The following is a 20,751-nucleotide window of genomic DNA, read 5'->3' on the forward strand; positions in this document are numbered from 1 at the left end:
CCGGTCCGTCCGGAATCCGGCGCCCGGGGAGAGACTCAGACGCCGGCCTTGAGGAACAGACCGCCGTCCACCACGAGCGTCTGACCGGTGACCCAGTCGGACTGCTCGGAGGTGAGGAACGCGGCGGCGCCGCCGATGTCGGACGGCACGCCGAGCCGTCCCAGCGGGTAGCCGGCGGCCGCCTCCTCCTCGCGGCCCTCGTACAGGGCCTGCGCGAACTTGGTCTTGACCACGGCCGGGGCGATCGCGTTGACCCGCACCTTCGGCGCGAACTCGTACGCCAGCTGCTGGGTCAGGTTGATCATCGCGGCCTTGCTGACGCCGTAGGCGCCGATGAACGGCGAGGGCGCGAGGCCCGCGATCGAGGCGATGTTGACGATCGCGCCGCCGTTCTCCTTCTGCCAGGCGTGCCAGGCCTTCTGGGCCAGGCCGAGCGCGGAGATGACGTTGGTCTCGAAGACCTTGCGGGCGACGTTCAGGTCCAGGTCCGCGATGGGGCCGAAGACCGGGTTGGTGCCCGCGTTGTTGACCAGGTGGTCCAGGCGGCCGAAGGCCTCCATGGTGCGCTCGACGGCCTCGCTCTGGTGGTCGAGGTCGTGCGCCTTGCCGGCGACGCCGATGACCCGCTCGGAGCCGAGCTTCTCGACGGCCTCCTTCAGGGCCTCCTCGTTGCGGCCGGTGATGCAGACCCGGTCGCCGCGCGCCACGAAGGCCTCGGCGACGCCGTAGCCGATGCCGCGGCTGGCGCCGGTGACGAGCGCGACCTTGCCGGACAGGGGCGGGAGTTGTGCGGAAGTCATTGCGGGTCCCCCTAGTCGAGCGGTCCGCCGGCGACGTACAGCACCTGGCCGGAGACGAACCCGGCCGCCTCGCCGGTGAAGAAGGCGATGGCGTTGGCGATGTCCTCCGGCTCGCCGACGCGCTGCACCGGGATCTGGGTGGCGGCGGCCTTCTTGAAGTCCTCGAAGCCCATGCCGACGCGGTCGGCGGTGGCCTTGGTCATCTCGGTGGCGATGAAGCCGGGGGCGACGGCGTTGGCGGTGATGCCGAACTTGCCCAGCTCGATGGCGAGGGTCTTGGTGAAGCCCTGGAGGCCGGCCTTGGCGGCGGAGTAGTTGGCCTGGCCGCGGTTGCCGAGCGCCGAGGAGGAGGACAGGTTGACGACCCGGCCGAAGCCGGCGTCCACCATGTGCTTCTGCACGGCCCGGGTCATCAGGAACGAGCCGCGCAGGTGCACGTTCATGACGGTGTCCCAGTCGGCGGCGCTCATCTTGAACAGCAGGTTGTCGCGGAGCACGCCGGCGTTGTTGACCAGGATCGTCGGGGCACCCAGTTCCTCGGCGACCCGGGCGACGGCCGCGGCGACCTGGGCCTCGTCGGAGACGTCGGCGCCGACCGCGATGGCCTTGCCGCCGGCCGCGGTGATCTTCTCGACGGTGTCCTTGCAGGCGGCCTCGTCCAGGTCGATCACGGCGACCGCGCGGCCCTCGGCCGCCAGGCGTACGGCGGTGGCGGCGCCGATGCCGCGCGCAGCGCCGGTGACGACCGCGACCCGCTGTTCAGTGGTGGACATTGTTGTTTCTCCTCGCCCTTGAGAGAACCCGTGCGGCCCCTCGGGAGGGCCGCTGGTGCGGTGAGCGACCGCTTAGTATCTTCGGCCCACACGACGCTAGAAGCCCTGGCACCCGGTGTCAACGCCGCATCCGGCCGTTGTGATCCATTACCTCACCAGGAGGTCCAGCAATCGCTCCGTCTCGGCGGCCGGGTCGGTGGTCAGTCCGGTGTGCACCGGGCCGGGCTGGACCACGGTGGAGCGGGGCGCGATCAGCCAGCGGAAGCGGCGCCCGGCGTCGTCCCGGGCCGCCTGACCGGCCTCCTCGCCGCCCGCGCAGTGGCGTTCGACCGCGTCGAGCGCCGCCCGGATGCCGGCCGCGTCGGCCGCCGGGTCCAGGGCCAGCAGCCGCGCCTCGTCCAGGTGGGTGCGGGCGCCGACGTACCCCTTGGCCCGGCTGTAGACGACCACGCCGGCGTTGATGCACTCACCGCGCTCCACCCGGGGCACGACCTTGAGCAGCGCGTACTCGAACACGTCCCGGTCACCGCCCTGTCCGGCCCGGGTGATGTGGCGCTCGGTCACATGACCGGCCATGTGGATGTGCGTCTCGCTCACTTGCCCTCCTCCTGTCGGCCCAGACCGGTGATGCGGTCGGCGATGACGGCCGCGCGGGCGAGCAGCGGCCGGGCGTAGGCCCGGCGCAGGTCGTCCGGGGTGTCGAAGCCGGGTTCGCCGGCCAGCCAGGCGTCCGGGACCTCGGCGGTGACCTCGGCGAGCAGGTCGTCGGTGACGCGGGGCGCCAGATCGGCGGCCGCCGCCTCGATGTCGGGCGCGAACCGGGCGAGGGCGTGGTCGGAGGCGTCGTAGGCGCGGGCGGCGGAGGTCTCGGCGGAGGGCCAGTTGTGGTGCCAGATCATGGTGGCCCCGTGGTCGATGAGCCACACCTCGCCGCGGTGCAGCAGAAGGTTGGGGTTGCGCCAGGAGCGGTCCACGTTGTTGATCAGCGCGTCGAACCAGATGATCCGCCCGGCCTCCTCGGGGCTCACCTCGAAGGCGAGCGGGTCGTAGCCGAGCGCGCCGGAGAGGAAGTCCATGCCGAGGTTGGTGCCGCCGCTGCCCCGCAGCAGTTCCTGCACCTGCTGCTCGGGTTCGCCGAGCCCCAGCACGGAGTCGAGCTCCAGGGTGACCAGCCGGGGCGTCCGGAAGCCGAGGCGCCGGGCGAGTTCCCCGCACACCACCTCGGCGACCAGCGTCTTGCGGCCCTGCCCGGCGCCGGTGAACTTCATGACGTAGGTACCGAAGTCGTCCCCCTCGACGAGCCCCGGAAGCGAACCGCCCTCACGCAGGGGTGTGATGTAGCGGGTCGCGACGACCTCTTTCAGCATGTTCCCAGGCCATCCATCTCTTCAGCCTCGCAATACAAGATCAGCCATGGGGCCACGGCAGCAGCGAGCACCCGCCGACGGGCCTCGGGGAGATACGGGAAAAGCTCCGACCGGCACGCGGCTCCCCCGTCTCCCCAGGGGTCCGCCGATGGCCGTTCGGCCCCTCGCTTCCGGCCTCGGGCACGAAGTGAGCATAGTAACCGAGGGTGATCACCGGGGAGCCGCCCCGTCGAGGACTCGTGCGGCCCGCAGCCGCCGGACGCCCCGCGGATCAGGGGCTGGCGACGTCGAATCCGTAACGCAGGGGCTCACTCGTCACCCCGTAGTCCCGGCGGTAGACGTAGACGCCTTCCGCCCGCGCGCCCGGCGGCGCGGCCTCGACCGGGCACGGGCAGGTCACCTGGAGCACGCGCGGCCGGTCGGAAACCCTCACCCGCCAGCCGCCCCCCGGGCCTCCGTCGAGCACTGCCGTCTCCCAGACCGTCGCATCAGACATGAGCCATCCCCAGACAACAGTTCAAAGTTTGCGCAACCATAGTAGAGACGAGTCGCCGCACGGCGAGCGCGATCCGCCGTCGATTCGTCGCGTCCGGGCGGGCTTTCGCGCACCATGAAGTGCCGCGAAACGCCATGAAGAGGGGGACGGCGCCCCGCACGTCAGCGCGCTGTGGTTCGTCTGGGACGGCGGCGCGCTGTGGCTGTACTCGCGGGCGCGCAGCCGCCGTTGGAGCCGGCTTCGCCGCGATCCGCGGGTGGCGGTGGTGGTCGACGCGGGCGAGGAGTGCGCCCGGCCGCGCGGGGCCGAGCCGTCCGGCCGGGTGGAGTTCGTCGGCGAGGCGCCCCGCAGCGGGCTGCCGTGCCGGAACCGGACCGTGTGGAGCCGCTGTTCGCCCGCACGTACGCCGGTCTCGACGGGCTGCCGCACGACGGCCGGCACGCCTGGGCCCGGCTCGTGCCGGAGCGGGTCGTCTCCTGGGACTTCCGCAAGCTGGGACTCAGTTGAGCTTCTCGGACGCGGTGCGCAGGGCCTCCACCGCCGCGCGGATGGAGGGACGGCGGTCGGCGTCCGCGCGCCAGACGACGTAGACGTGCCGCCGCACCCGCTGGGTCAGCGGTACGAGGACCACACCGTCCGGCACCGGGTGGCGGCCCAGCAGTGGCGCGATGCACACCCCCAGCCCGGAGGCGACCAGCTGGAGCTGGGTGTGGGTCTCACCGGCGCGGTGGCCGACGATCGGCTCGACGCCCTTGGAGCGCAGCGTGAAGATCAGCCACTCGTGACAGAACTCGCCCTCCCCCCACGTGATCCACTCGTCGTCGGCGAACTCGGCGAGGTCCACCTCGTCGCGGTGGGCGAGCCGGTGCCCGACCGGCATGGCGACCTCGGCCGGGTCGTCCAGCAGCGGCGCCTTGACCAGTCCGTCGGGCACCGGCATCGGCTTGTTGTACCAGTCCAGGACCACCGCCAGATCGAGGTCGCCGCGCACCACGCCGGCGATGCCCTGCTCCGGCTCCAGCTCGCTGGAGCGCACCCGCAGCCCCGGGTGCTGTGCGCGCAGCGCCGGCAGCGCCACGGGGAACAGGCCCCGGGCGGCGGTGGGGAACGCGGACAGCCGCAGTTCGCCGACGACCTGCCCGCGCTGCGCCTCCAGATCCGACTCGGCCAGCTCCACCTGCGACAGGATGCGCGCCGCGTGCTCGGAGAGCAGCCGGCCCGCGTCCGTGAGCCGGACACCCCGGCCGTTCTTGGCCAGCAGCTGCTGCCCGACCTCGCGTTCCAGCTTGCCGAGCTGCTGGGAGACCGCGGACGTGGTGACGTGCAGCGCGTCGGCGGCGGCGCTGACCGAGCCGTGCCGGGACAGGGCGTCGAGGGTGCGCAGGCGCTCCAGATTCAACATGTAAGCAATCCTAAGAGGTACCCGGTGGGATTTCTCGATTGTGCTACGAGGTTTGCTCCAGCATTGTTGTCGTCATGAGCACGGTCACCGCAACCCGGACACAGTCCCCCACCGCCGCACCCGCCCCGGCCCGCCCCCGCCTCGACTGGCGGCTCCGCTTCGGCGCCCTCTCCCTGATCTGGGGCTTCAGCTTCCTGCTGATCAAGGTGGGCACGAGCGGGTACGCGCCGTTCCAGGTCACCCTCGGCCGACTGGTGTTCGGCACGGCGGTGCTGGTGGCGGCGATGGCGGTCAAGCGGGAGCGGCTGCCGCGCGGGGGCCGGCTGTGGGCGCACATGGCGGTCGCCGCGTTCTTCTTGAACGCCCTGCCGTTCTCCCTCTTCGCCTACTCCGAGCTGACCATCCCCTCCACCCTGGCCGGCATCTGCAACGCGACCTCGCCCCTGTGGGGCATGCTGCTGTCCGTGGTCGCCCTCTCCGAGGACCGGCCCACCCGGGTCCGCGTGGCCGGGCTCGGCCTCGGCTTCCTCGGGGTGCTGACGGTCCTCGGCGCATGGCAGGGCTTCCACGGCCTCGACGCCACCGGTACGGCGATGGCCCTGCTCGCCTCGCTGAGCTACCCGGTGGGCTGGATCTACGTCCGGCGGACGCTGGCCGGCACGGGGAACTCGCACCTGTCGATGACCGGCGGGCAGCTGCTGCTGGCGACGGTGCAACTCGCCGTGGTGACACCCCTGTTCACGGGTATGCCCCGGCACTTCGCGGTGGTGCCGCTGCTCGCGATCGCCGCGCTGGGCGCGCTGGGCACCGGGCTCGCCGTGCTCATCCAGTACGGGCTCGTCGCCGAGGTCGGGCCCACCACCGCGCAGATGGTGACGTACTTCATCCCGGTCATCGCCACGGCTGCCGGGGTGGCGATCCTCGGCGAGTCGCTGCGCTGGAACACTCCGGTGGGAGCGGTGATCGTGCTCGCCGGAGCGGCCCTGACGCAGGTGCGGCCGAGGAAGGGCGCCCGGGTCCAGGGCACCGCGGTCCCGCGCCCGTCGCCGGCCCCCCGTCAGCCGTAGACGCGGGCCGGCCAGGGGCGCACCGCCGCCTCGATCGCGTCCGCCAGCGGCTCGATGTCCGCCGGCGTGAGCGGGGAGACCGTGACGCGGACGGCCTGGGGCCCGGCGAGGCGGAAGCGGGCGCCGGGGGCGACGCCCCAGCCCGACTGGAGGAGGCGGGCCACCGCGGTGGTCTCGTCGGGTACCGGAATCCAGACGTTCATGCCGCTGCGCCCGTGGGCCTCGACGCCGCGCCGGGCGAGTGCGTCGATCAGCGGCTCGCGCCGGGCCCGGTACGACCCGGCCACCGCCGTCCGGTCCACGGCGCCCCCGGCCCACAGATGGACCACCGCGCGCTGGAGCAGCAGGCTGACCCAGCCCGGGCCGAGGCGCTGGCGCCCGCGCACCCGGTCGACGGTCACGGGATCGCCGGCGAGGACCGCGAGGCGCAGGTCGGGGCCGTACGCCTTGGCGGCCGAGCGCAGGAAGGCCCAGTGCCGGGTGGTGCCCGCGAGGGGGTGGAGCGGCACGTCCACGATGCCGTGACCGTGGTCGTCCTCGATGAGCAGGGTCCCCGGGTGCTCGCGCAGCACCGCGCGCAGGGCGGCGGCGCGCTCGGCGGTCACCGCGGCGCCGGTCGGGTTCTGGGCCCGGGTGGTGAGGATCAGCGCGCGGGCGCCGGCGGCCAGGGCGCGGGCGAGGCCGTCGGGGCACGGTCCGTCGTCGTCCACGGTCACCGGGACCGTGGACAGGCCCAGTGCCGGCATCAGATCGAGGACGCTGCCCCACCCGGGGTCCTCGACGGCGACCGCGTCGCCCGGCCTGAGGTGGGCGGCGAGGACGCGTTCGATGGCGTCCAGGGAGCCGGAGGTGACGGTGAGCGGCGCCTCGGGAACGCCGTCGGCGTCGAGTTCGGCGCGGGCGATGCGGGCCAGCTCCGGGTCGACGGGGTCGTCGCCGTAGAGGACGGGCCGCCGGTCCCCCGCCCCGGCCGCCGCGGCGAGCGCCGGGGCGAGGCGGGGCAGCAGGGCCGGGTCGGGGTTGCCGGTGGACAGGTCGCGGGCGCCCGGGGGCACTTCCACCCGCAGCTGGTCGCGTCCGGTGGTGACGGGCTTGGGCCGCACCCGGCTGCCGCGCCGCCCCGCGGTCTCGATCACCCCGCGCTCGCGCAGGGTGCGGTACGCGGCCGCCACGGTGTTCGGATTCACCCCCAGCCGGGTCGCCAACTCCCGCATGGGCGGCAGGGCTTGACCCGGCCGCAGCTGTCCCGCGCCGACCGCGCGCTCCACATCGGCCGCGATCTCTGCTGCGCCGCGCCCTTCGATCCGATACTCTCCTAGCACAAAACCAATTATGCACTAGTGCAATGCTGGATGCAGCTTCGCCCTGGAGGGACCGCCATGCCGGGCACCACCGCCGACACACAGTCCGCCGTCTACACCCCCACCGACCGCACCGTGCCCACGCGCTCCGCGGAACGCGCCTCGTACGACAAGGAACTGGTGCACGCGATATTGGACGAGGGCTACGTCTGCCACCTGGGCTTCGTCCGTGACGGCGCGCCCGTGGTGCTGCCGACGCTCTACGGCCGGGTCGGCGAGCGGCTCTACCTCCACGGCTCGACGGGCTCGCGCCCGCTGCGGATGGCCGGCGCGCCCGACCCGGGCCTCGCGGTGTGCGTGACCGTGACCCATGTCGACGGCCTGGTGCTGGCCCGCTCCGCCTTCCACCACTCGATCAACTACCGCTCGGTGGTGGTGCACGGCACCGCGTACGAGGTCACCGAACCCGAGGAGCGGCGGCTGGCCCTGGACGCGCTGGTGGACCACGTGGTGCCGGGGCGCGCCGCCGACTCCCGGCCGGCCAACAAGAAGGAACTGGCCGCCACCGCGGTGATCCGGCTGGACCTCCAGGAGGTCTCGGCGAAGGTCCGCACCGGCGGCGCCAACGACGAACCCGAGGACCTCGCCCTGCCCCACTGGGCCGGTGTCGTCCCGCTCCGCAAGGGCTACGAGGCCCCGGTCCCGAACGCCGACCTGACGTCCGGGATCGAGCTGCCGGACTACCTCACCGGGCGCTGAGGCCGGGCAGGCTCCCCTCGTCCGCGCCACTCGCGCGGGCCGCCCTGCGCAGGGTCGCCTCGCTCACGGTGAGGCCCGCGACCGCCGTGAGCATCAGCAGGGTGCCGACCGCGGTGCCGGGGGTGAGCCGCTCGCCTAGCAGGAGCACCGCGAGCACGGCCGCGGTCACCGGCTCCAGGAGCATGATCACGGAGACGGTGGCCGACCGCACGACGGCCGCGCCCGCGAAGTACAGGGCGTACGCGAGTGCCGTGGGCACGGCGGCGATGTAGCACAGCAGCCACAGCAGCCGGGCCGGGTGGGCGGTGTGCGGGAGCAGCCCCTCGTGCAGGGCGAACGGCAGCAGACACAGGGTGGTCACCGCGAACGACCACACGGTGGTGTCGGAGGCGTCCGCGCCGCCGTCCCGGCCCCACCAGCGGGTCAGCAGGGTCATGGCGCCGTAGCCCGCGGCCGACAGCAGTGCGAGCAGCACGCCGGCCGGGCGGACCGTCGCGGCGGAGTCGCCGAAGGTCAGCACGGCGAGCCCGGCGAGGGCTCCGGCGACCGACAGGACACCGCCCGCGCCGAGCCGTTCACCGAGCAGCAGCCGGGCGCCCAGTGCGATGAGCACGGGGCCCGCGCCGAGGGTGACGACGGTGGCCACGGCGAGCCCGGTGGCCGCCACGGCCGCGAAGTAGGCGGTCTGGAACACCGCGAGGCCGAGGCCGGTGGCGAGGGCCCGCAGCACCCGGTGCGACAGCGGTCCGGCCGCGGCCGGGCGGGTCCTCGGGCGCAGGCCCCGGCCGGCGAGCAGCAGCAGGAGTCCCAGCGCGCAGCGCCAGAAGGAGAGGCCGAGGGCACCCATGTCGCTGGTCCGGTAGACCAGCGAGGCGGCGGCGCCCGCGGTGCCCCAGGCGGCCCCGGTGACGATCAGATAGAGCAGGCCGCGTCCGACCGGCAGGCCGGAGGCGGCGTTCGACACGTTCGATACGTTCGACAAGAGAGTTTCTCCGCAGAAACGCACCACGGGGGTGCGGAAGTTCGGGGGCGACCCGCTGGAGCGGGGCGCGCGGACTTCGTCTGCGGGCAGCACCGTCCGGCCCGGCGCTCATCGCGCCGGGCGGATGTCCCGGAGGCCCGCCTCAGGCGGCGGGGGGCGGAAGAACGAGCGTGGACGGCATGATCAGCACTTTAGGCGGACGTGCGGTGCCGGGACAACTCCCGGTCGGGGCCGCCCGCCGCGACCGGTCGCGCGGGTGCCTCGGCGGGCGCGGCGGACTGGGCTGTGAAGGCGCCGACCAGGACGACGGCTCCGCCGACGACCTGCGGCGCGGACAGGTGCTCGCCGAGCAGCACCCAGGCCAGCACCGTCGCTATCACCGCTTCCAGGCACGCGACCACCCCGGCGACCTGCGGGGAGAGCCGTCGCACCGACAGCACCCCGGTGACGTAGGCGAGCACCGTGGCGACGAGCACGATCCAGACCAGCAGGGCGAGGGCGGGTACGGCGGTGCCGTTCATCCGCGCGGAGCCGGCGAGGACGGACCAGTCCAGCTGCCAGGGGCGGGCGACGGCGGTCAGCACCAGGGCGCCCACCAGCAGGCCGTAGGCGATCACGCCGAGCGGGTCCGGCGCCCGTTCGCCCGCGTCGGCACCCTGGTCGGAGAGGACGAAGTAGCCGACCTGGCAGCAGGCGGCGCCGAGCGCGAGCAGCAGCCCGAGCGCGTCGAAACTCAGCCCCGACCAGACCTCCACCACACAGGCGAGGCCGCCCGCCGCGAGGACCACGCCGAGGGCGGCGGCGCGGGTGACGGGCCGTCGCTGTACGAACCGCACCCAGCCGAGCACCAGCGCGGGCGCCAGATACTCGATGAGCAGCGCCACGCCCACCGGGATGCGGGACAGGGCGGCGAAGTAGCAGGCCTGGACACCGGCCACGGCGAGCAGTCCGAACCCGGCGAGCAGCGCGGGGCGGCGGCGCGGCAGCGCGCGGTGCCGTACGGCGACCGGCAGCATGACCACGGCGGCGCCGGCCACCCGCAGCCACACCACGTGCAGCGGGTCGAGGCCCGCCTCGATCAGCGGTTTGGCGGCCACCCCGGACCCGCCGAAGGCCAGCGCGGAGACGAGCGCGAGGCCGAGGCCCACCCCTCTGCCATCGCCCGCCCGACCGTTCTTCCTGCTCTCCGTCGTACGCACCGGCACATGATGACAGGCGGCGTCAGGAGCGTCACCCCCGTTGACACCTGTCTCACGGGATGGACTGCGGGACGGTTCTCAGCAGCTCGCGTCCTGGACGAACTCCCCCGCGCGGGCCGCGATGCGGGCGGTCAGTCCATCGGCGTGGACACCGGCGCGTTCGAGCACCTCGACGGCCCGGGAGGCCGGGTCGGCGACGAGCCCGGCGAGCAGATCGGACCCGGTGGCCCCTCGCTCACCGCGGCGCCGCGCGCGCTCCCGGGCATGGGTCAGCGCGGCGGCCGCGGCCGGCGACCAGTCCCCGGCCTCGCCGGTGGCGGGACGCGGGACGACGGGCAGCGCGCCCGAGTCCTCGACGCTGCCCTGCCAGCGCAGTCCGTAACCGATGCTGCGCTGCACCAGGTAGCCGAGGAGCCGGGCGAGTTGCGGGGGGCCGCCCACGACGGAGCGCACCTCGGGGTCCTGTTCGAGGAGCGAGTGCAGCAGATGGGCGGTGTCGACGTGCCGGTCGCCGTCCCGGACGGCCCTGCGGCGGGCACCGGCGACCACCGCCGCGAGCTCGGCGCCGAGCCCGGCGGCGTCCGGATGGGAGTGCGCCCCCTCGGTTCCAGGGGCGGTCGGACGGGCGGTACGGAAGTGCACAACCCCACCCCATCAGTCACAACGGGCCGAGTCATCCACGACGGGAACCATTTGGGCGTCCCACACAGAGTGGACATCACCGGCCGGAATCTCATCCTTGGGGAGGAGATTTCCGCCGTCGCGCCCCGACGGCGCGCGCCGGTTTGCCGGTGACCCGGGAGACCGGCCGACGACGACCGCCCCGCAGGCCCGGCGCATTGGCCGTCCGAGACGAGCGGGGCGGGACGGGCGGGGACACGGGAAGGCGCCCCGCGGCCGTCACTCCGCGGGGCGCCCGTCCGCCGTGCTCAGCGGTCCTCAGTCCTCGTCGGCGAGGATGAGGTACAGCTTCTTGCGGGCATCGTTGATGACGGTGAGCGCCTTCTCGCGCTGCTCCTTCGTGCCGGTCTTGAAGACCTGCCCGAACGCCTCCATCAGCCCGGACCCGGCCTGCCGGATCTCGCCGAGCGCCTCCCAGTCGACCCCTCGCGAGGCCGCCTCCCACGGCGCGTCCGCCCCCTCCTCGGCGGCGGCGCGCCCGCTGTCGGTCAGGGAGAACAGCTTCTTCCCGCCCTCGCTCTCACTGACGATCAGGTCCTCGTCCTCCAGCATCTGGAGGGTGGGGTAGACCGACCCGGGGCTGGGCTTCCAGGCACCGCCGGTGCGTTCGGCGATCTCCTGGATCATCTCGTAGCCGTGCATGGGCCGTTCCTTGAGCAGGGCCAGGATCGAGGCCCGCACGTCACCGCGCCGCGCCCGCCCCCTCGGCCCGCCACGCCCCCGATGCCCCCAGGGCCCGAACCCCGGCCCGAAACCGGGACCGCCGAGACCGGGCCCGCCGAACCCAGGACCACCAGGGCCCCCGGGGCCGCCCGGTCCCCCGGGACCGAACGGCCCGAAGGCGGCACGCCGGGCCTCGAAGCCGCCCATCCCCGGGCCGCCGCGCCGGCCGAAGCCCTCGTGCCGGTGGCCACCGTGCTCGTGTCCATGCGTACGCATCGCGATCACTCCATTCCATCGCTGATCTGTCACGTCTGTCTCGCGTATCGTTCGCGATGCCTCAACGATATATCGGAACCGATCGCCTGCCAAGGCCCTTTCGGAAGCGCAAACGAGCTGACGCGGGCCGAGCGGTCCGGTACCCCTGAGAGCATCAGGGGCATGACCGACTCACCTCTGCAGATCAATGCCCTCATCGTCGATGCCGCCGACCCCGAGCGGCTTGCCGCGTTCTGGTCCGAGTTGCTCGGCCGGCCGGTCGTGGGCCGCACGGGGCCCTACGTGTGGCTGCGGCGCGAGAACGGCCTGGGCCTGGGCTTCCAGCGGACCGGCGAGCCCAAGTCCGCGAAGAACCGCATGCACTTCGACGTCACCTCACCCGACCCGGCCGCGGAGCAGCAGCGCGTCGAGGCGCTCGGCGGACGCCGGGTGGAGGGGTACGACGACGGCGGGTTCCTGGTGATGGCGGATCCCGAGGGCAACGAGTTCTGCGTCATCCCCGACGGCCCCTTCGAACTCGACGACGAGGGGCGCGCGGACTACCTCCGCTGACCGGCCCGCCGGTCCGGAAGCAGGCCAGGACCCGCGAATTGGCCTTGGGCACCGGGTCGTCACCGCCGCTAGCTTCGTGACATGCGCATTCGAATCGTGGACGCCTTCACCGACCGGCCCTTCGCGGGCAACCCCGCGGGCGTACTGCTCCTGGACGACGTCTTCCCGGCCGACGACTGGCTCCAGAACGTCGCCATGGAGGTCAATCACGCCGAGACGGCGTTCACCCACCGGCTCCCGGCGGGCGGCGAGGCGGACTGGGCGCTGCGCTGGTTCACGCCCGTCGCCGAGGTCGCGATGTGCGGGCACGCCACGCTGGCCACCGCGCACGTCCTGCACACCACCGGGGCCCACGAGGGTCCGGTGCGGTTCGCCACCCGCAGCGGCGTGCTGATCGCCACCCCGGCCGGGGACGGTTCGATCACCCTCGACTTCCCCACCGCCCCGCTCACCCCGGTCGAGGTGCCGCAAGGGGTCGCCGGGGCGCTGGGCGCGGAGCCGGTCGCCGCGTTCGACACCGGCCCGAACGTCGGCGACCTGCTGGTGGAGCTGGCCGACGAGAAGACGGTCCTCGGTCTCGCCCCCGACCACAAGGCGCTCGGCAGCTACTCCACCCGCGGCATCATCGCCACCGCACGGGCCGAAGACCCGTCACTGGGCTACGACTTCGTCTCCCGCTGCTTCTTCCCGAACGTCGGCATCGACGAGGACCCGGTCACCGGCAGCGCGCACACCGCGCTCGCCCCGCACTGGTCCGCCCGCCTCGGCCGCGACGACCTCACCGGCCTCCAGGCATCCCGCCGCACCGGACTGGTGCGCACCGGGCTACGCGGCGACCGGACCCTGCTCACCGGCCGCGCGGTCACGGTCATCGAGGGCGACCTGCACGCCTGACCGGCCGGGAGCTCAGGCCGTCGGCAGCCAGCCCACCCTGCCCGCGAGCAGGGCGTAGCCGACGAACGCGCCGATGTCGAGCAGCGAATGGGCGACGACCAGCGGGCCGACCCGGCGCCAGCGGCGGTACAGCCAGACGAACACCACGCCCATGACCAGGTTGCCGAGGAAGCCGCCGATGCCCTGGTAGAGGTGGTACGAGCCGCGCAGGACCGCGCTGGCCACCAGCGCGGCCCCGGTGGTCCAGCCCAACTGACCGAGCCGGCGCAGCAGATAGCCGACGACGATGACCTCTTCGAGTACGGCGTTCTGCACCGCGGACAGGATCAGCACCGGGTACTTCCACCACACGGACGGCAGTGCCTCGGGCACGACGGTGAGATTGAAGCCGAGGCCGCGGGCGGCCAGGTAGAAGGCGATGCCGGTGCTGCCGATCACGGCCGCGACCGCGGCGCCGCGGAGGAGGTCGGGGCCGGGTCGGGTGCGGTCGAAGCCCAGGGTGCGCAGGCTCCTGCCCTCGCGGATCAGGAGGTGGGCGACCAGGGCCACCGGGACCAGGGCGGTGGCGATGCCGAACAGCTGCCAGGCGAGGTCGAGCCAGGGGCGGCCCGGCGCGGCCGAGGCGTTGAGGGTGGCGGCCTGGTCCTTCAGGCCGCCCGGTCTGGTGACCGAGCCGATGAAGCTGATCAGCGCGGAGACCCCGCTCGCGCCGAGCGACAGCGCGAGCACGAGGATCGTCTCGTCCCGCAGGATCCGCCCGGCCCCGCGCTGCGGCACCCCGCGGTCGACTCCCGGCTCAGCCTCCACCTGCACCCCTGCCTCCCGACCTCGCGACCCTGCCCGCAAGGATCGCAGAAGCACCTGGGAGAACACGTCACCGGGCCACCGGCCGGGCCACCACCCCCCCCTTCGGCCACCTCACCCCAGCGGCACCGGCTCCGGCAGCCCCACCGGCCACATGTGCACCGGCTCCCCCACGTGCATCAGCTCGGCGTAGCGGCGCGTCGTCGCGGCGAGGGCGGCGTCGCGGGACATGCCCTGCTCCAGCGCGCGGTGGAAGGTGGCCGCCTGCCAGGACGCGCCGTTGACCCGGCGCCGGCAGCGTTCCTCGATGGCACCGAGGTAGAGGTCGCGGTCGGCGGGCTCGACGCCCCACGCGTCCAGCCCCGCGGCGGCCAGCGGCAGCATCTCGTCGCGGACCAGGGTGACCGCGTCGACCTCGCCCGTGCCGCCGTACCGGCCCCGGCGCGGCCAGACGAAGCGCGCGTCGATGCCGTAGCGGCACGCCGCGTCGAAGTTGGCCTCGGCCGCGGCGAACGGCAGCCGCGTCCACACCGGCCGCGACTCCTCGGCGAGGGCACGCACCAGGCCGTAGTAGAACGCCGCGTTGGCGATCACGTCGGTGATGGTCGGCCCGGCCGGCAGCACCCGGTTCTCCACCCGCAGGTGCGGCACGCCGTCCGCGACGCCGTACACCGGCCGGTTCCACCGGTAGATGGTGCCGTTGTGCAGGACCAGCTCCGCCAGCTTCGGTGTGCCCCCGGCCTCGATGACCTTAAGCGGTTCCTCGTCGTCGCGGATCGGCAGCAGCGCCGGGAAGTAGCGCAGGTTCTCCTCGAACAGGTCGTACGCCGAGGTGATCCACCGCTCGCCGAACCAGGTGCGCGGCCGTACGCCCTGCGCCTGGAGTTCGGGCGGCCGGGTGTCGGTGGACTGGAGGAAGAGCGGGGGCCGGGACTCGCGCCACAGCTCGTGCCCGAACAGGAACGGCGAGTTCGCGCCCACGGCGATCTGCGCGGCGCTCGCCGCCTGCGCCGCGTTCCACACGTCGGCGAACCGGTCCGGGGTGACCTGGAGGTGCAGCTGCACGGAGGTGCAGGCGGCCTCCGGGACGATGGACTTGGAGGTGCAGCGCAGATGCTCCACACCCTCGATGTCGAGCCGGAAGTCCTCCCCGCGGGCGGCCACGATCTGGTCGTTGAGCAGGGTGTAGCGGTCGACCTCGGAGAGGTTCGAGGAGACCAGGTCGTCCCGGTCCAGGGTGGGCAGGATGCCGATCATCACGATGCCCGCGTCGACCTCCGTGGCCTTGCGGTCGGCATAGGCGAGCGAGGTGCGCAGCTCCTCGGCGAGCCGGTCGAAGACCCGGCCGCCCAGCCGGTGCGGCGCGATGTTCACCTCCAGATTGAACATCGCGAGTTCCGTTTGGAAGTCACGGCTCGCGATCCGTTCGAGCACTTGGCCGTTCAACATTTTCGGCATGCCGTCGGGACCGGCGAGATTCAATTCGATCTCCACGCCCATGAGGTTCTTCGGGCGGTCGAATCGCTTCTCGACCAGCAGCCGCTCCAGCCCCGTCAGGCACTTCTGGAGCTTTTCGCGGTAGCGCTGGCGATCGGACAGGTCGAACTGCCCTGCCACGACCTTCTCCCCCATCGAATTTTCCTCCTCGGATGGGCGGGCCGGCGTTCCGGCCGCCGGGGCTGGCGGGTCAGGTGGAGTAATGCCCAGTGAAAGCGATCGATAACGTCACACGCCGCCCGGACCCCCGCTACGCTGTCGGTATGTTCCCCGCGGCACATTCACGGGGCATGCCGCAGCTGCACCTCCGGGTGCCCCGGACGTCCCGGTGAAAAACGCCGACGCCTTTCGGCCGTCCGCTACCGGAGCGTACGCCGAGGTCAACGGTGTGTGACCGGTCCGGAAATCGGGAGGAATTCCGCATATCGACGGCCTGATTTCGCCTTGCGGGCTCCGCCGGAATCCGATAGCTGAAACTCCGGTTGAACACACGTCGTATAAACTTCGTCCACAAGGCGGGAGGGTGGCGCCCTCGGTCCTGGTCCTGCCGCATTCCTGCCGCGCCGGTTGACGGACGGCAGGGCGAGCCGCACCCTCGTTCTTCACCGACCCGGCCCCCACCTCTCCGGCCTTCCGTGAGCAGACAGCGCCGTCCGCCCCACCTCCCTCGCGCCGCCGCGCCTGTCGAATGAGAGGCGACCCACCATGCCGCTGCACGTTCCTCCTGCCCCCGCGCCCGCCCTGCGTTCCGTCCTCGCCGCCCTCGGTTCGCCCACCGCGGTCCGCGAGGCGCGCACTCCCTCCCTGCGTGCCGCGCAGGGTCCGACGGAGCCCGAACTCCCTTTGCCCGTCCATGTGTTGGAGGGACTCACCGCGCCGGGTCCGGCCACCACCCGGCTGACCGGCTGGCGCTTCCTGATCCGCTGCGGCGACCGTGCGGTGGCCGCGGCCGAGACGATGCTCACCCCCGACGGCTGGACCTTCTCGCACTTCTTCGAGGGCCCCTACGTCGCCTCCACCGAACTCGCGCTCCAGCAGGCGGGGAATCTTCAACTTCCTTACCAGCCAAGACTGTTGTCGATACCCGGCCTCTACATGCTCACCCTGTGGCTGCACGGCGACATCACCGGCGACGGCACGGAAGGGGGTCCCGCCGACACCGATCTGCTGGTACCGCTCGCCCCGGCGCCGCCCGGCATAGCGGCCCATCTGCCGCACCGGGTCGCCGATCTGCTCCCGGTACTGGCCCTGCGCGCCAGCCGCCTCCCGCTGCTCGGCTCACCCGCCGCCTGAACCCCGTCCCACCCGTACCCCGCGGCCCCGAGGCGGCGGGGTACGGTGGCGTCCGCACCCGGCGCCACCGACGGACTAGTCCGCTTCGGCCACCACGAACCACCCGAATTGACAGTGCAGTTGGGTTGAACCGCCCGCCCGGGTGATGCGTCCTCAACCTGTGGGAAGCGCTGCCTCGAAATCCCTGCGGAACCACGCCCCGAGGGCAACACTGGGTTCCGACCGACTACTTACGGGGGGACGGCCATGACCACCACAGAGCGAGAGATCCCACCCATGTGCAAGCACCAGCCACCGTGCCCGCCGGCCGAGTCCGCCGACCGGGAGTCCGCCCGCCTCGTGGCGCACCACCCGGAACAGGGCTGGAGTCTGCTGTGCAACGGCGTCCTGCTCTTCGAGGACACCGGTGAGCTGCTGCCCGACGGCCGCGTCATCGCCCCGCACCGCCCGCTCGGCGCGGGCGAGGTGATGACGGCCGCCTGAACGGGGCACCGCTCCGAGGACGGCAGGGGCCGGCCGCACCCACCCGGTGCGGCCGGCCCCGACGCATGCCCGGCCGGCCGCGGTACCGGGGGAGATCCTCGGCGCCACGGGACCCGGGGCGCCGGTGCGCGCCCTCGTGGTCCGCGACACGCCCCAACCTCCGCCCGCCCCGTTCACGTCCCGTCAAGAAACCCGGTCCGGCCGTCAGCGCGCCGTCAAGGCGTTGTGCCGTCCGGCCCGAGGGTGTCTACCGTCTGAGTCATGAAGCACAGCGACGACACCCGGCCCCGGGTGACGAGCCCTACCCCACCCGCCGGACCGATCGCGTACGACCGCGGCTGGGCCGGTGAGGTGCGCACCGCGGTGCGCTGTGCCGTCGCCCTGTTCGTGCTGCTGCTCTGCATCGACGCCGCCGCCGGCTCCCTCACCTGGTGGCGCGGTCTGCTGTGGGGCGCGCTGGCCGCCCTGCTGGGCCTCGTCCTCTACCCGGCGAGGATCACCGCCGGTGACGGCTGGCTGGCCGGCAGGCGCCTGCTGCGCACCCGCCGGATCCGCACCGATCTGCTCGCGGTGGTGTACCCGGTGGACGGCGTCACCCAGCGTCTGATGCTGCGCGACGCCCTGGGGAACCGGATGGAGATCGACCCCGAGGTGCTGATCCGCAACCCCGGCCTGTGGTACCGGCTCGCCGAGGGCGCCCGGCAGGCCGAGGCCTCCGGCACCCTGCGCTGCGGCACCACCGCCCTGCACCGGCTCGCCCACCGCGTGGACCGGGAGACCGCGCTGGCCGTGTTCAAGGCGTCCGGTCTGGAATGAGGTCCCCTCACGAGCGTTCCCGGACGACCGGTCCCCCTCCCCCGCGATGACACTCGGTGTCCGCTCCCCCACCCCCGGAGGCGCCCCTCGACCCTCCCCGGCTCCGCTCCTTCTTGATGCGCCTGCGACGTCACCGGGCCATTCTTAACGCAAGATTGACGCCCACCGGCCCTGGATCCGGGGGCCATGGCGTCACTCTCTGCTTACGCTGGTGCCGCCGTCCGTGGGATGGCCGAAAAGAGCTGAGCCCCACCTCAGGAGCACACCGAATGGCCACGACCGAGCGCCCTCCGAGTACCGGCCGCCTGCGCGCCTGGATGCTGGAGGGCCTGTCCGACATGGGCAAGAGCGGTGGCCACACCGGACCGCACGCCCAGCCCGAGCCCCCGCACAAGGGCCAGCGCTGGTGGCGGGTGATGTGCCTGACCGGTGTCGACTACTTCTCCACCCTCGGCTACCAGCCGGGCATCGCGGCCCTGGCGGCCGGTCTGGTCTCGCCGCTGGCGACCATCGTGCTGGTGCTGGTGACCCTGGCCGGCGCCCTGCCGGTCTACCGCCGGGTGGCGGAGGAGAGTCCGCACGGCGAGGGCTCCATCGCCATGCTGGAGCGGCTGCTGTCCTTCTGGAAGGGCAAGCTGTTCGTGCTCACCCTGCTGGGGTTCGCGGCCACGGACTTCCTGATCACCATCACGCTGTCCGCCGCCGACGCCTCCACCCACCTGGTGGAGAACCCGCATCTGACCAACGCCCTGCACGGCCGGCAGATGCTGATCACCCTGCTGCTGGTGGCGCTGCTCGGCGCGGTGTTCCTCAAGGGCTTCCTGGAGGCGATCGGCGTCGCGGTCACCCTGGTGGGCGTCTACCTCGCGCTCAACCTGGTCGTCGTGATCGTGGGCCTGTGGCACGTCCTCACCGCCGAGCACGTGGTCACCGACTGGACCAACGCCCTGACCACGCAACACGGCAATGTCTTCGTGATGATCGGCGTCGCGCTGATCGTCTTCCCGAAACTCGCCCTCGGCCTGTCCGGCTTCGAGACCGGTGTGGCCGTCATGCCGCACGTCAAGGGCGACCCGGGCGACACCGAGGAACACCCGACCGGCCGGATCCGGGACGCCAAGAAGCTGCTGACCACCGCCGCCGTCATCATGAGCGCGTTCCTGATCACCAGTAGCTTCATCACCACCCTGCTGATCCCGGAGAAGGAGTTCAAGCCGGGCGGCCAGGCCAACGGCCGTGCCCTCGCCTACCTCGCGCACCAGTACCTCGGCGGCGCCTTCGGCACGGTCTACGACGTCTCGACCATCGCCATCCTGTGGTTCGCCGGCGCGTCCGCCATGGCGGGGCTGCTCAACCTGATGCCGCGCTATCTGCCCCGGTACGGCATGGCCCCGCACTGGGCGCGGGCGGTGCGCCCGATGGTCATCGTCTTCACGCTGATCGCGTTCCTGGTGACCTGGATCTTCGACGCCAATGTCGACAAACAGGGCGGTGCCTACGCCACCGGCGTGCTGGTGCTGATCAGCTCCGCGGCGATCGCGGTGACCATCGCCGCCCGCAAGGCGCGGCAGCGCCGGTGGACGATCGGCTTCGCGGTGATCTCGGTGGTGTTCCTGTACACCACGGTGGTCAACGTGATCGAGCGGCCGGACGGTGTGAAGATCGGTGCCTGCTTCATCGTCGGCATCATCCTGGTCTCGCTGCTGTCCCGGCTGGCCCGCGCCTTCGAGCTGCGGGTGACCAGCGTGACGCTCGACCCGCTGGCTGAACGTTTCATCCGGGACATGGCCAGCCGGAAGATGCGGTTCATCGCCAATGAGCCCGGCCATCGCGACAAGGCCGAGTACCGGGACAAGATCGAGCAGATCCGCGCCGACAACGACATGCCGGAGCAGGAGGACTTCGTCTTCGTCGAGGTCACGGTCACCGACCCGTCCGAATTCGAGGCAAGCCTGACCGTGCGCGGCGAGGTGCTGCACGAGCGGTACCGGGTGCTGACCCTGGAGTCGGCCTCCATCCCCAACGCCCTGGCGGCGCTGCTGCTGCACGTCCGCGACGTCACCGGCTGCACTCCGCACATCTACTTCGAGTGGACCGAGGGCAGCCCGTTCGCCAACTTCCTGCGCTTCTTCCTCTTCGGGCAGGGCGAGGTCGCCCCGGTCACCCGCGAGGTGCTGCGCGAGGCCGAGCCGGACCGGGCCCGCCGGCCGCGTGTGCACACGGGCTGAGCCCGGCCCTATGGTGATCGCCATGCAGGACTACACCATCGGCCAGGCGGCGCGGCTGCTCGGCGTCAGCCCGGACACCGCCCGCCGCTGGGCCGACGCGGGCCGGGTGGCCACCCATCGCGACGAGGCGGGAAGGCGGCTCATCGACGGCCGGGACCTGGCCGCGTTCTCCGTCGAACTGGCCAAGGGCGGCGGCGAGGAGGAGCCCTCCTACACCTCCGTGCGCAACGCCTTCCCCGGCATCGTCACCGCGATCAAGCTCGGTGACGTGGCCGCCCAGGTGGAGATCCAGGCGGGCCCGCACCGGCTGGTGTCCCTGCTCACCCGCGAGGCCGTCGAGGAACTCGGCCTGGAGGTCGGCATGGAGGCCACGGCCCGGGTGAAGTCGACCAACGTGCACATCGACCGCGCCTGACCA

22 protein-coding genes and 1 pseudogene are annotated in these 20,751 nt (G+C 72.6%); 10 read left to right on the top strand and 13 right to left on the bottom strand.

Annotated elements, in window-relative coordinates:
* Nucleotides 1-35: 35 nt before the first annotated feature.
* The 5 genes from BLW85_RS08595 to BLW85_RS08615 all read right to left on the bottom strand — a co-directional run bounded on the left by BLW85_RS08595 (nucleotide 36) and on the right by BLW85_RS08615 (nucleotide 3,436).
* The gene (locus tag BLW85_RS08595; protein WP_070028311.1) at nucleotides 36-800 is read right to left on the bottom strand and encodes an SDR family oxidoreductase; all 765 of its coding nucleotides are present in this window, start codon (nucleotides 798-800) and stop codon (nucleotides 36-38) included.
* Between the two features lie 11 nt (nucleotides 801-811).
* A complete protein-coding gene (gene fabG / locus BLW85_RS08600) occupies nucleotides 812-1,573 on the bottom strand; it encodes a 3-oxoacyl-ACP reductase FabG (RefSeq protein WP_070028316.1) in 762 nt (253 codons plus the stop codon).
* 147 nt (nucleotides 1,574-1,720) lie between these two features.
* Nucleotides 1,721-2,170, bottom strand: coding sequence for a DUF3037 domain-containing protein (locus BLW85_RS08605; protein ID WP_070028317.1), 450 nt, complete (start codon nucleotides 2,168-2,170; stop codon nucleotides 1,721-1,723).
* Nucleotides 2,167-2,940 (bottom strand): HipA family kinase, encoded by a 774-nt coding sequence (locus tag BLW85_RS08610; protein ID WP_070028318.1) that lies wholly within the window; start codon nucleotides 2,938-2,940, stop codon nucleotides 2,167-2,169. Before BLW85_RS08610 ends, BLW85_RS08605 begins: the two co-directional genes overlap by 4 nt.
* A gap of 271 nt (nucleotides 2,941-3,211) precedes the next feature.
* Nucleotides 3,212-3,436, bottom strand: a complete 225-nt coding sequence (locus BLW85_RS08615) for a hypothetical protein (protein WP_074991751.1) — start codon at nucleotides 3,434-3,436, stop codon at nucleotides 3,212-3,214.
* A gap of 145 nt (nucleotides 3,437-3,581) precedes the next feature.
* Here BLW85_RS08615 and BLW85_RS08620 point away from each other — a divergent pair.
* Nucleotides 3,582-3,943, top strand: a pseudogene (locus tag BLW85_RS08620) (pyridoxamine 5'-phosphate oxidase family protein); the annotation flags it as partial.
* Here BLW85_RS08620 and BLW85_RS08625 read toward each other — a convergent pair.
* On the bottom strand, nucleotides 3,936-4,838 hold the full coding sequence (locus BLW85_RS08625) for a LysR family transcriptional regulator (protein ID WP_070028322.1): 903 nt from the start codon (nucleotides 4,836-4,838) through the stop codon (nucleotides 3,936-3,938). The pseudogene BLW85_RS08620 and the gene BLW85_RS08625 sit on opposite strands and share 8 nt — an antisense overlap.
* 74 nt (nucleotides 4,839-4,912) lie before the next feature.
* On the opposite strand from BLW85_RS08625, the gene BLW85_RS08630 reads away from it, so the two are divergent.
* Entirely contained in the window at nucleotides 4,913-5,905 is a 993-nt protein-coding gene (locus BLW85_RS08630) for a DMT family transporter (RefSeq protein WP_208624825.1), read from the top strand.
* Here BLW85_RS08630 and BLW85_RS08635 read toward each other — a convergent pair.
* Nucleotides 5,896-7,227, bottom strand: coding sequence for an aminotransferase class I/II-fold pyridoxal phosphate-dependent enzyme (locus BLW85_RS08635; protein WP_074991753.1), 1,332 nt, complete (start codon nucleotides 7,225-7,227; stop codon nucleotides 5,896-5,898). The two genes, BLW85_RS08630 and BLW85_RS08635, sit on opposite strands and share 10 nt — an antisense overlap.
* A gap of 57 nt (nucleotides 7,228-7,284) precedes the next feature.
* Between BLW85_RS08635 and BLW85_RS08640 the strand changes: the two genes are divergently transcribed.
* Nucleotides 7,285-7,965, top strand: coding sequence for a pyridoxamine 5'-phosphate oxidase family protein (locus BLW85_RS08640; protein WP_070028326.1), 681 nt, complete (start codon nucleotides 7,285-7,287; stop codon nucleotides 7,963-7,965).
* Here the strand turns inward: BLW85_RS08640 and BLW85_RS08645 are convergent.
* The 4 genes from BLW85_RS08645 to BLW85_RS08660 all read right to left on the bottom strand — a co-directional run bounded on the left by BLW85_RS08645 (nucleotide 7,952) and on the right by BLW85_RS08660 (nucleotide 11,766).
* Nucleotides 7,952-8,929 carry a DMT family transporter gene (locus BLW85_RS08645; protein ID WP_074991754.1) on the bottom strand — a complete coding sequence of 326 codons (978 nt, stop codon included), beginning with the start codon at nucleotides 8,927-8,929 and terminating at the stop codon, nucleotides 7,952-7,954. The genes BLW85_RS08640 and BLW85_RS08645 overlap by 14 nt on opposite strands.
* 209 nt (nucleotides 8,930-9,138) lie before the next feature.
* On the bottom strand, nucleotides 9,139-10,152 hold the full coding sequence (locus tag BLW85_RS08650) for an EamA family transporter (protein WP_070028330.1): 1,014 nt from the start codon (nucleotides 10,150-10,152) through the stop codon (nucleotides 9,139-9,141).
* 72 nt (nucleotides 10,153-10,224) lie between these two features.
* A complete protein-coding gene (locus tag BLW85_RS08655; RefSeq protein WP_239697802.1) occupies nucleotides 10,225-10,788 on the bottom strand; it encodes a Clp protease N-terminal domain-containing protein in 564 nt (187 codons plus the stop codon).
* 297 nt (nucleotides 10,789-11,085) lie between these two features.
* Entirely contained in the window at nucleotides 11,086-11,766 is a 681-nt protein-coding gene (locus BLW85_RS08660) for a PadR family transcriptional regulator (protein ID WP_074996023.1), read from the bottom strand.
* A 162-nt stretch (nucleotides 11,767-11,928) separates the two neighbouring features.
* On the opposite strand from BLW85_RS08660, the gene BLW85_RS08665 reads away from it, so the two are divergent.
* Together BLW85_RS08665 and BLW85_RS08670 are read left to right on the top strand one after the other, a co-directional pair.
* Nucleotides 11,929-12,318, top strand: coding sequence for a VOC family protein (locus BLW85_RS08665; protein WP_070028332.1), 390 nt, complete (start codon nucleotides 11,929-11,931; stop codon nucleotides 12,316-12,318).
* An 81-nt stretch (nucleotides 12,319-12,399) separates the two neighbouring features.
* Nucleotides 12,400-13,212 carry a PhzF family phenazine biosynthesis protein gene (locus BLW85_RS08670; RefSeq protein WP_074991755.1) on the top strand — a complete coding sequence of 271 codons (813 nt, stop codon included), beginning with the start codon at nucleotides 12,400-12,402 and terminating at the stop codon, nucleotides 13,210-13,212.
* Nucleotides 13,213-13,224: 12 nt separating this feature from the next.
* Here the strand turns inward: BLW85_RS08670 and BLW85_RS08675 are convergent, their stop codons facing one another.
* Both BLW85_RS08675 and BLW85_RS08680 read right to left on the bottom strand, forming a co-directional pair.
* A complete protein-coding gene (locus BLW85_RS08675; RefSeq protein ID WP_074991756.1) occupies nucleotides 13,225-14,025 on the bottom strand; it encodes a CPBP family intramembrane glutamic endopeptidase in 801 nt (266 codons plus the stop codon).
* A gap of 105 nt (nucleotides 14,026-14,130) precedes the next feature.
* Entirely contained in the window at nucleotides 14,131-15,648 is a 1,518-nt protein-coding gene (locus BLW85_RS08680) for a glutamate-cysteine ligase family protein (RefSeq protein WP_074991757.1), read from the bottom strand.
* A 570-nt stretch (nucleotides 15,649-16,218) separates the two neighbouring features.
* On the opposite strand from BLW85_RS08680, the gene BLW85_RS08685 reads away from it, so the two are divergent.
* The 5 genes from BLW85_RS08685 to BLW85_RS08705 all read left to right on the top strand — a co-directional run bounded on the left by BLW85_RS08685 (nucleotide 16,219) and on the right by BLW85_RS08705 (nucleotide 20,748).
* Complete coding sequence (locus BLW85_RS08685; RefSeq protein ID WP_070028337.1) at nucleotides 16,219-16,806, top strand: hypothetical protein; 588 nt, start codon at nucleotides 16,219-16,221, stop codon at nucleotides 16,804-16,806.
* Between the two features lie 276 nt (nucleotides 16,807-17,082).
* A complete protein-coding gene (locus BLW85_RS08690) occupies nucleotides 17,083-17,289 on the top strand; it encodes a DUF5999 family protein (protein WP_070028338.1) in 207 nt (68 codons plus the stop codon).
* Between the two features lie 261 nt (nucleotides 17,290-17,550).
* Nucleotides 17,551-18,105, top strand: a complete 555-nt coding sequence (locus tag BLW85_RS08695) for a hypothetical protein (RefSeq protein WP_074991758.1) — start codon at nucleotides 17,551-17,553, stop codon at nucleotides 18,103-18,105.
* A 269-nt stretch (nucleotides 18,106-18,374) separates the two neighbouring features.
* Nucleotides 18,375-20,333, top strand: a complete 1,959-nt coding sequence (locus BLW85_RS08700) for an APC family permease (protein WP_070028340.1) — start codon at nucleotides 18,375-18,377, stop codon at nucleotides 20,331-20,333.
* 22 nt (nucleotides 20,334-20,355) lie between these two features.
* A complete protein-coding gene (locus tag BLW85_RS08705; RefSeq protein WP_074996024.1) occupies nucleotides 20,356-20,748 on the top strand; it encodes a TOBE domain-containing protein in 393 nt (130 codons plus the stop codon).
* The last annotated feature ends 3 nt before the right edge of the window (nucleotides 20,749-20,751 follow it).

Source organism: Streptomyces misionensis (assembly GCF_900104815.1).
GTDB lineage: Bacteria > Actinomycetota > Actinomycetes > Streptomycetales > Streptomycetaceae > Streptomyces > Streptomyces misionensis.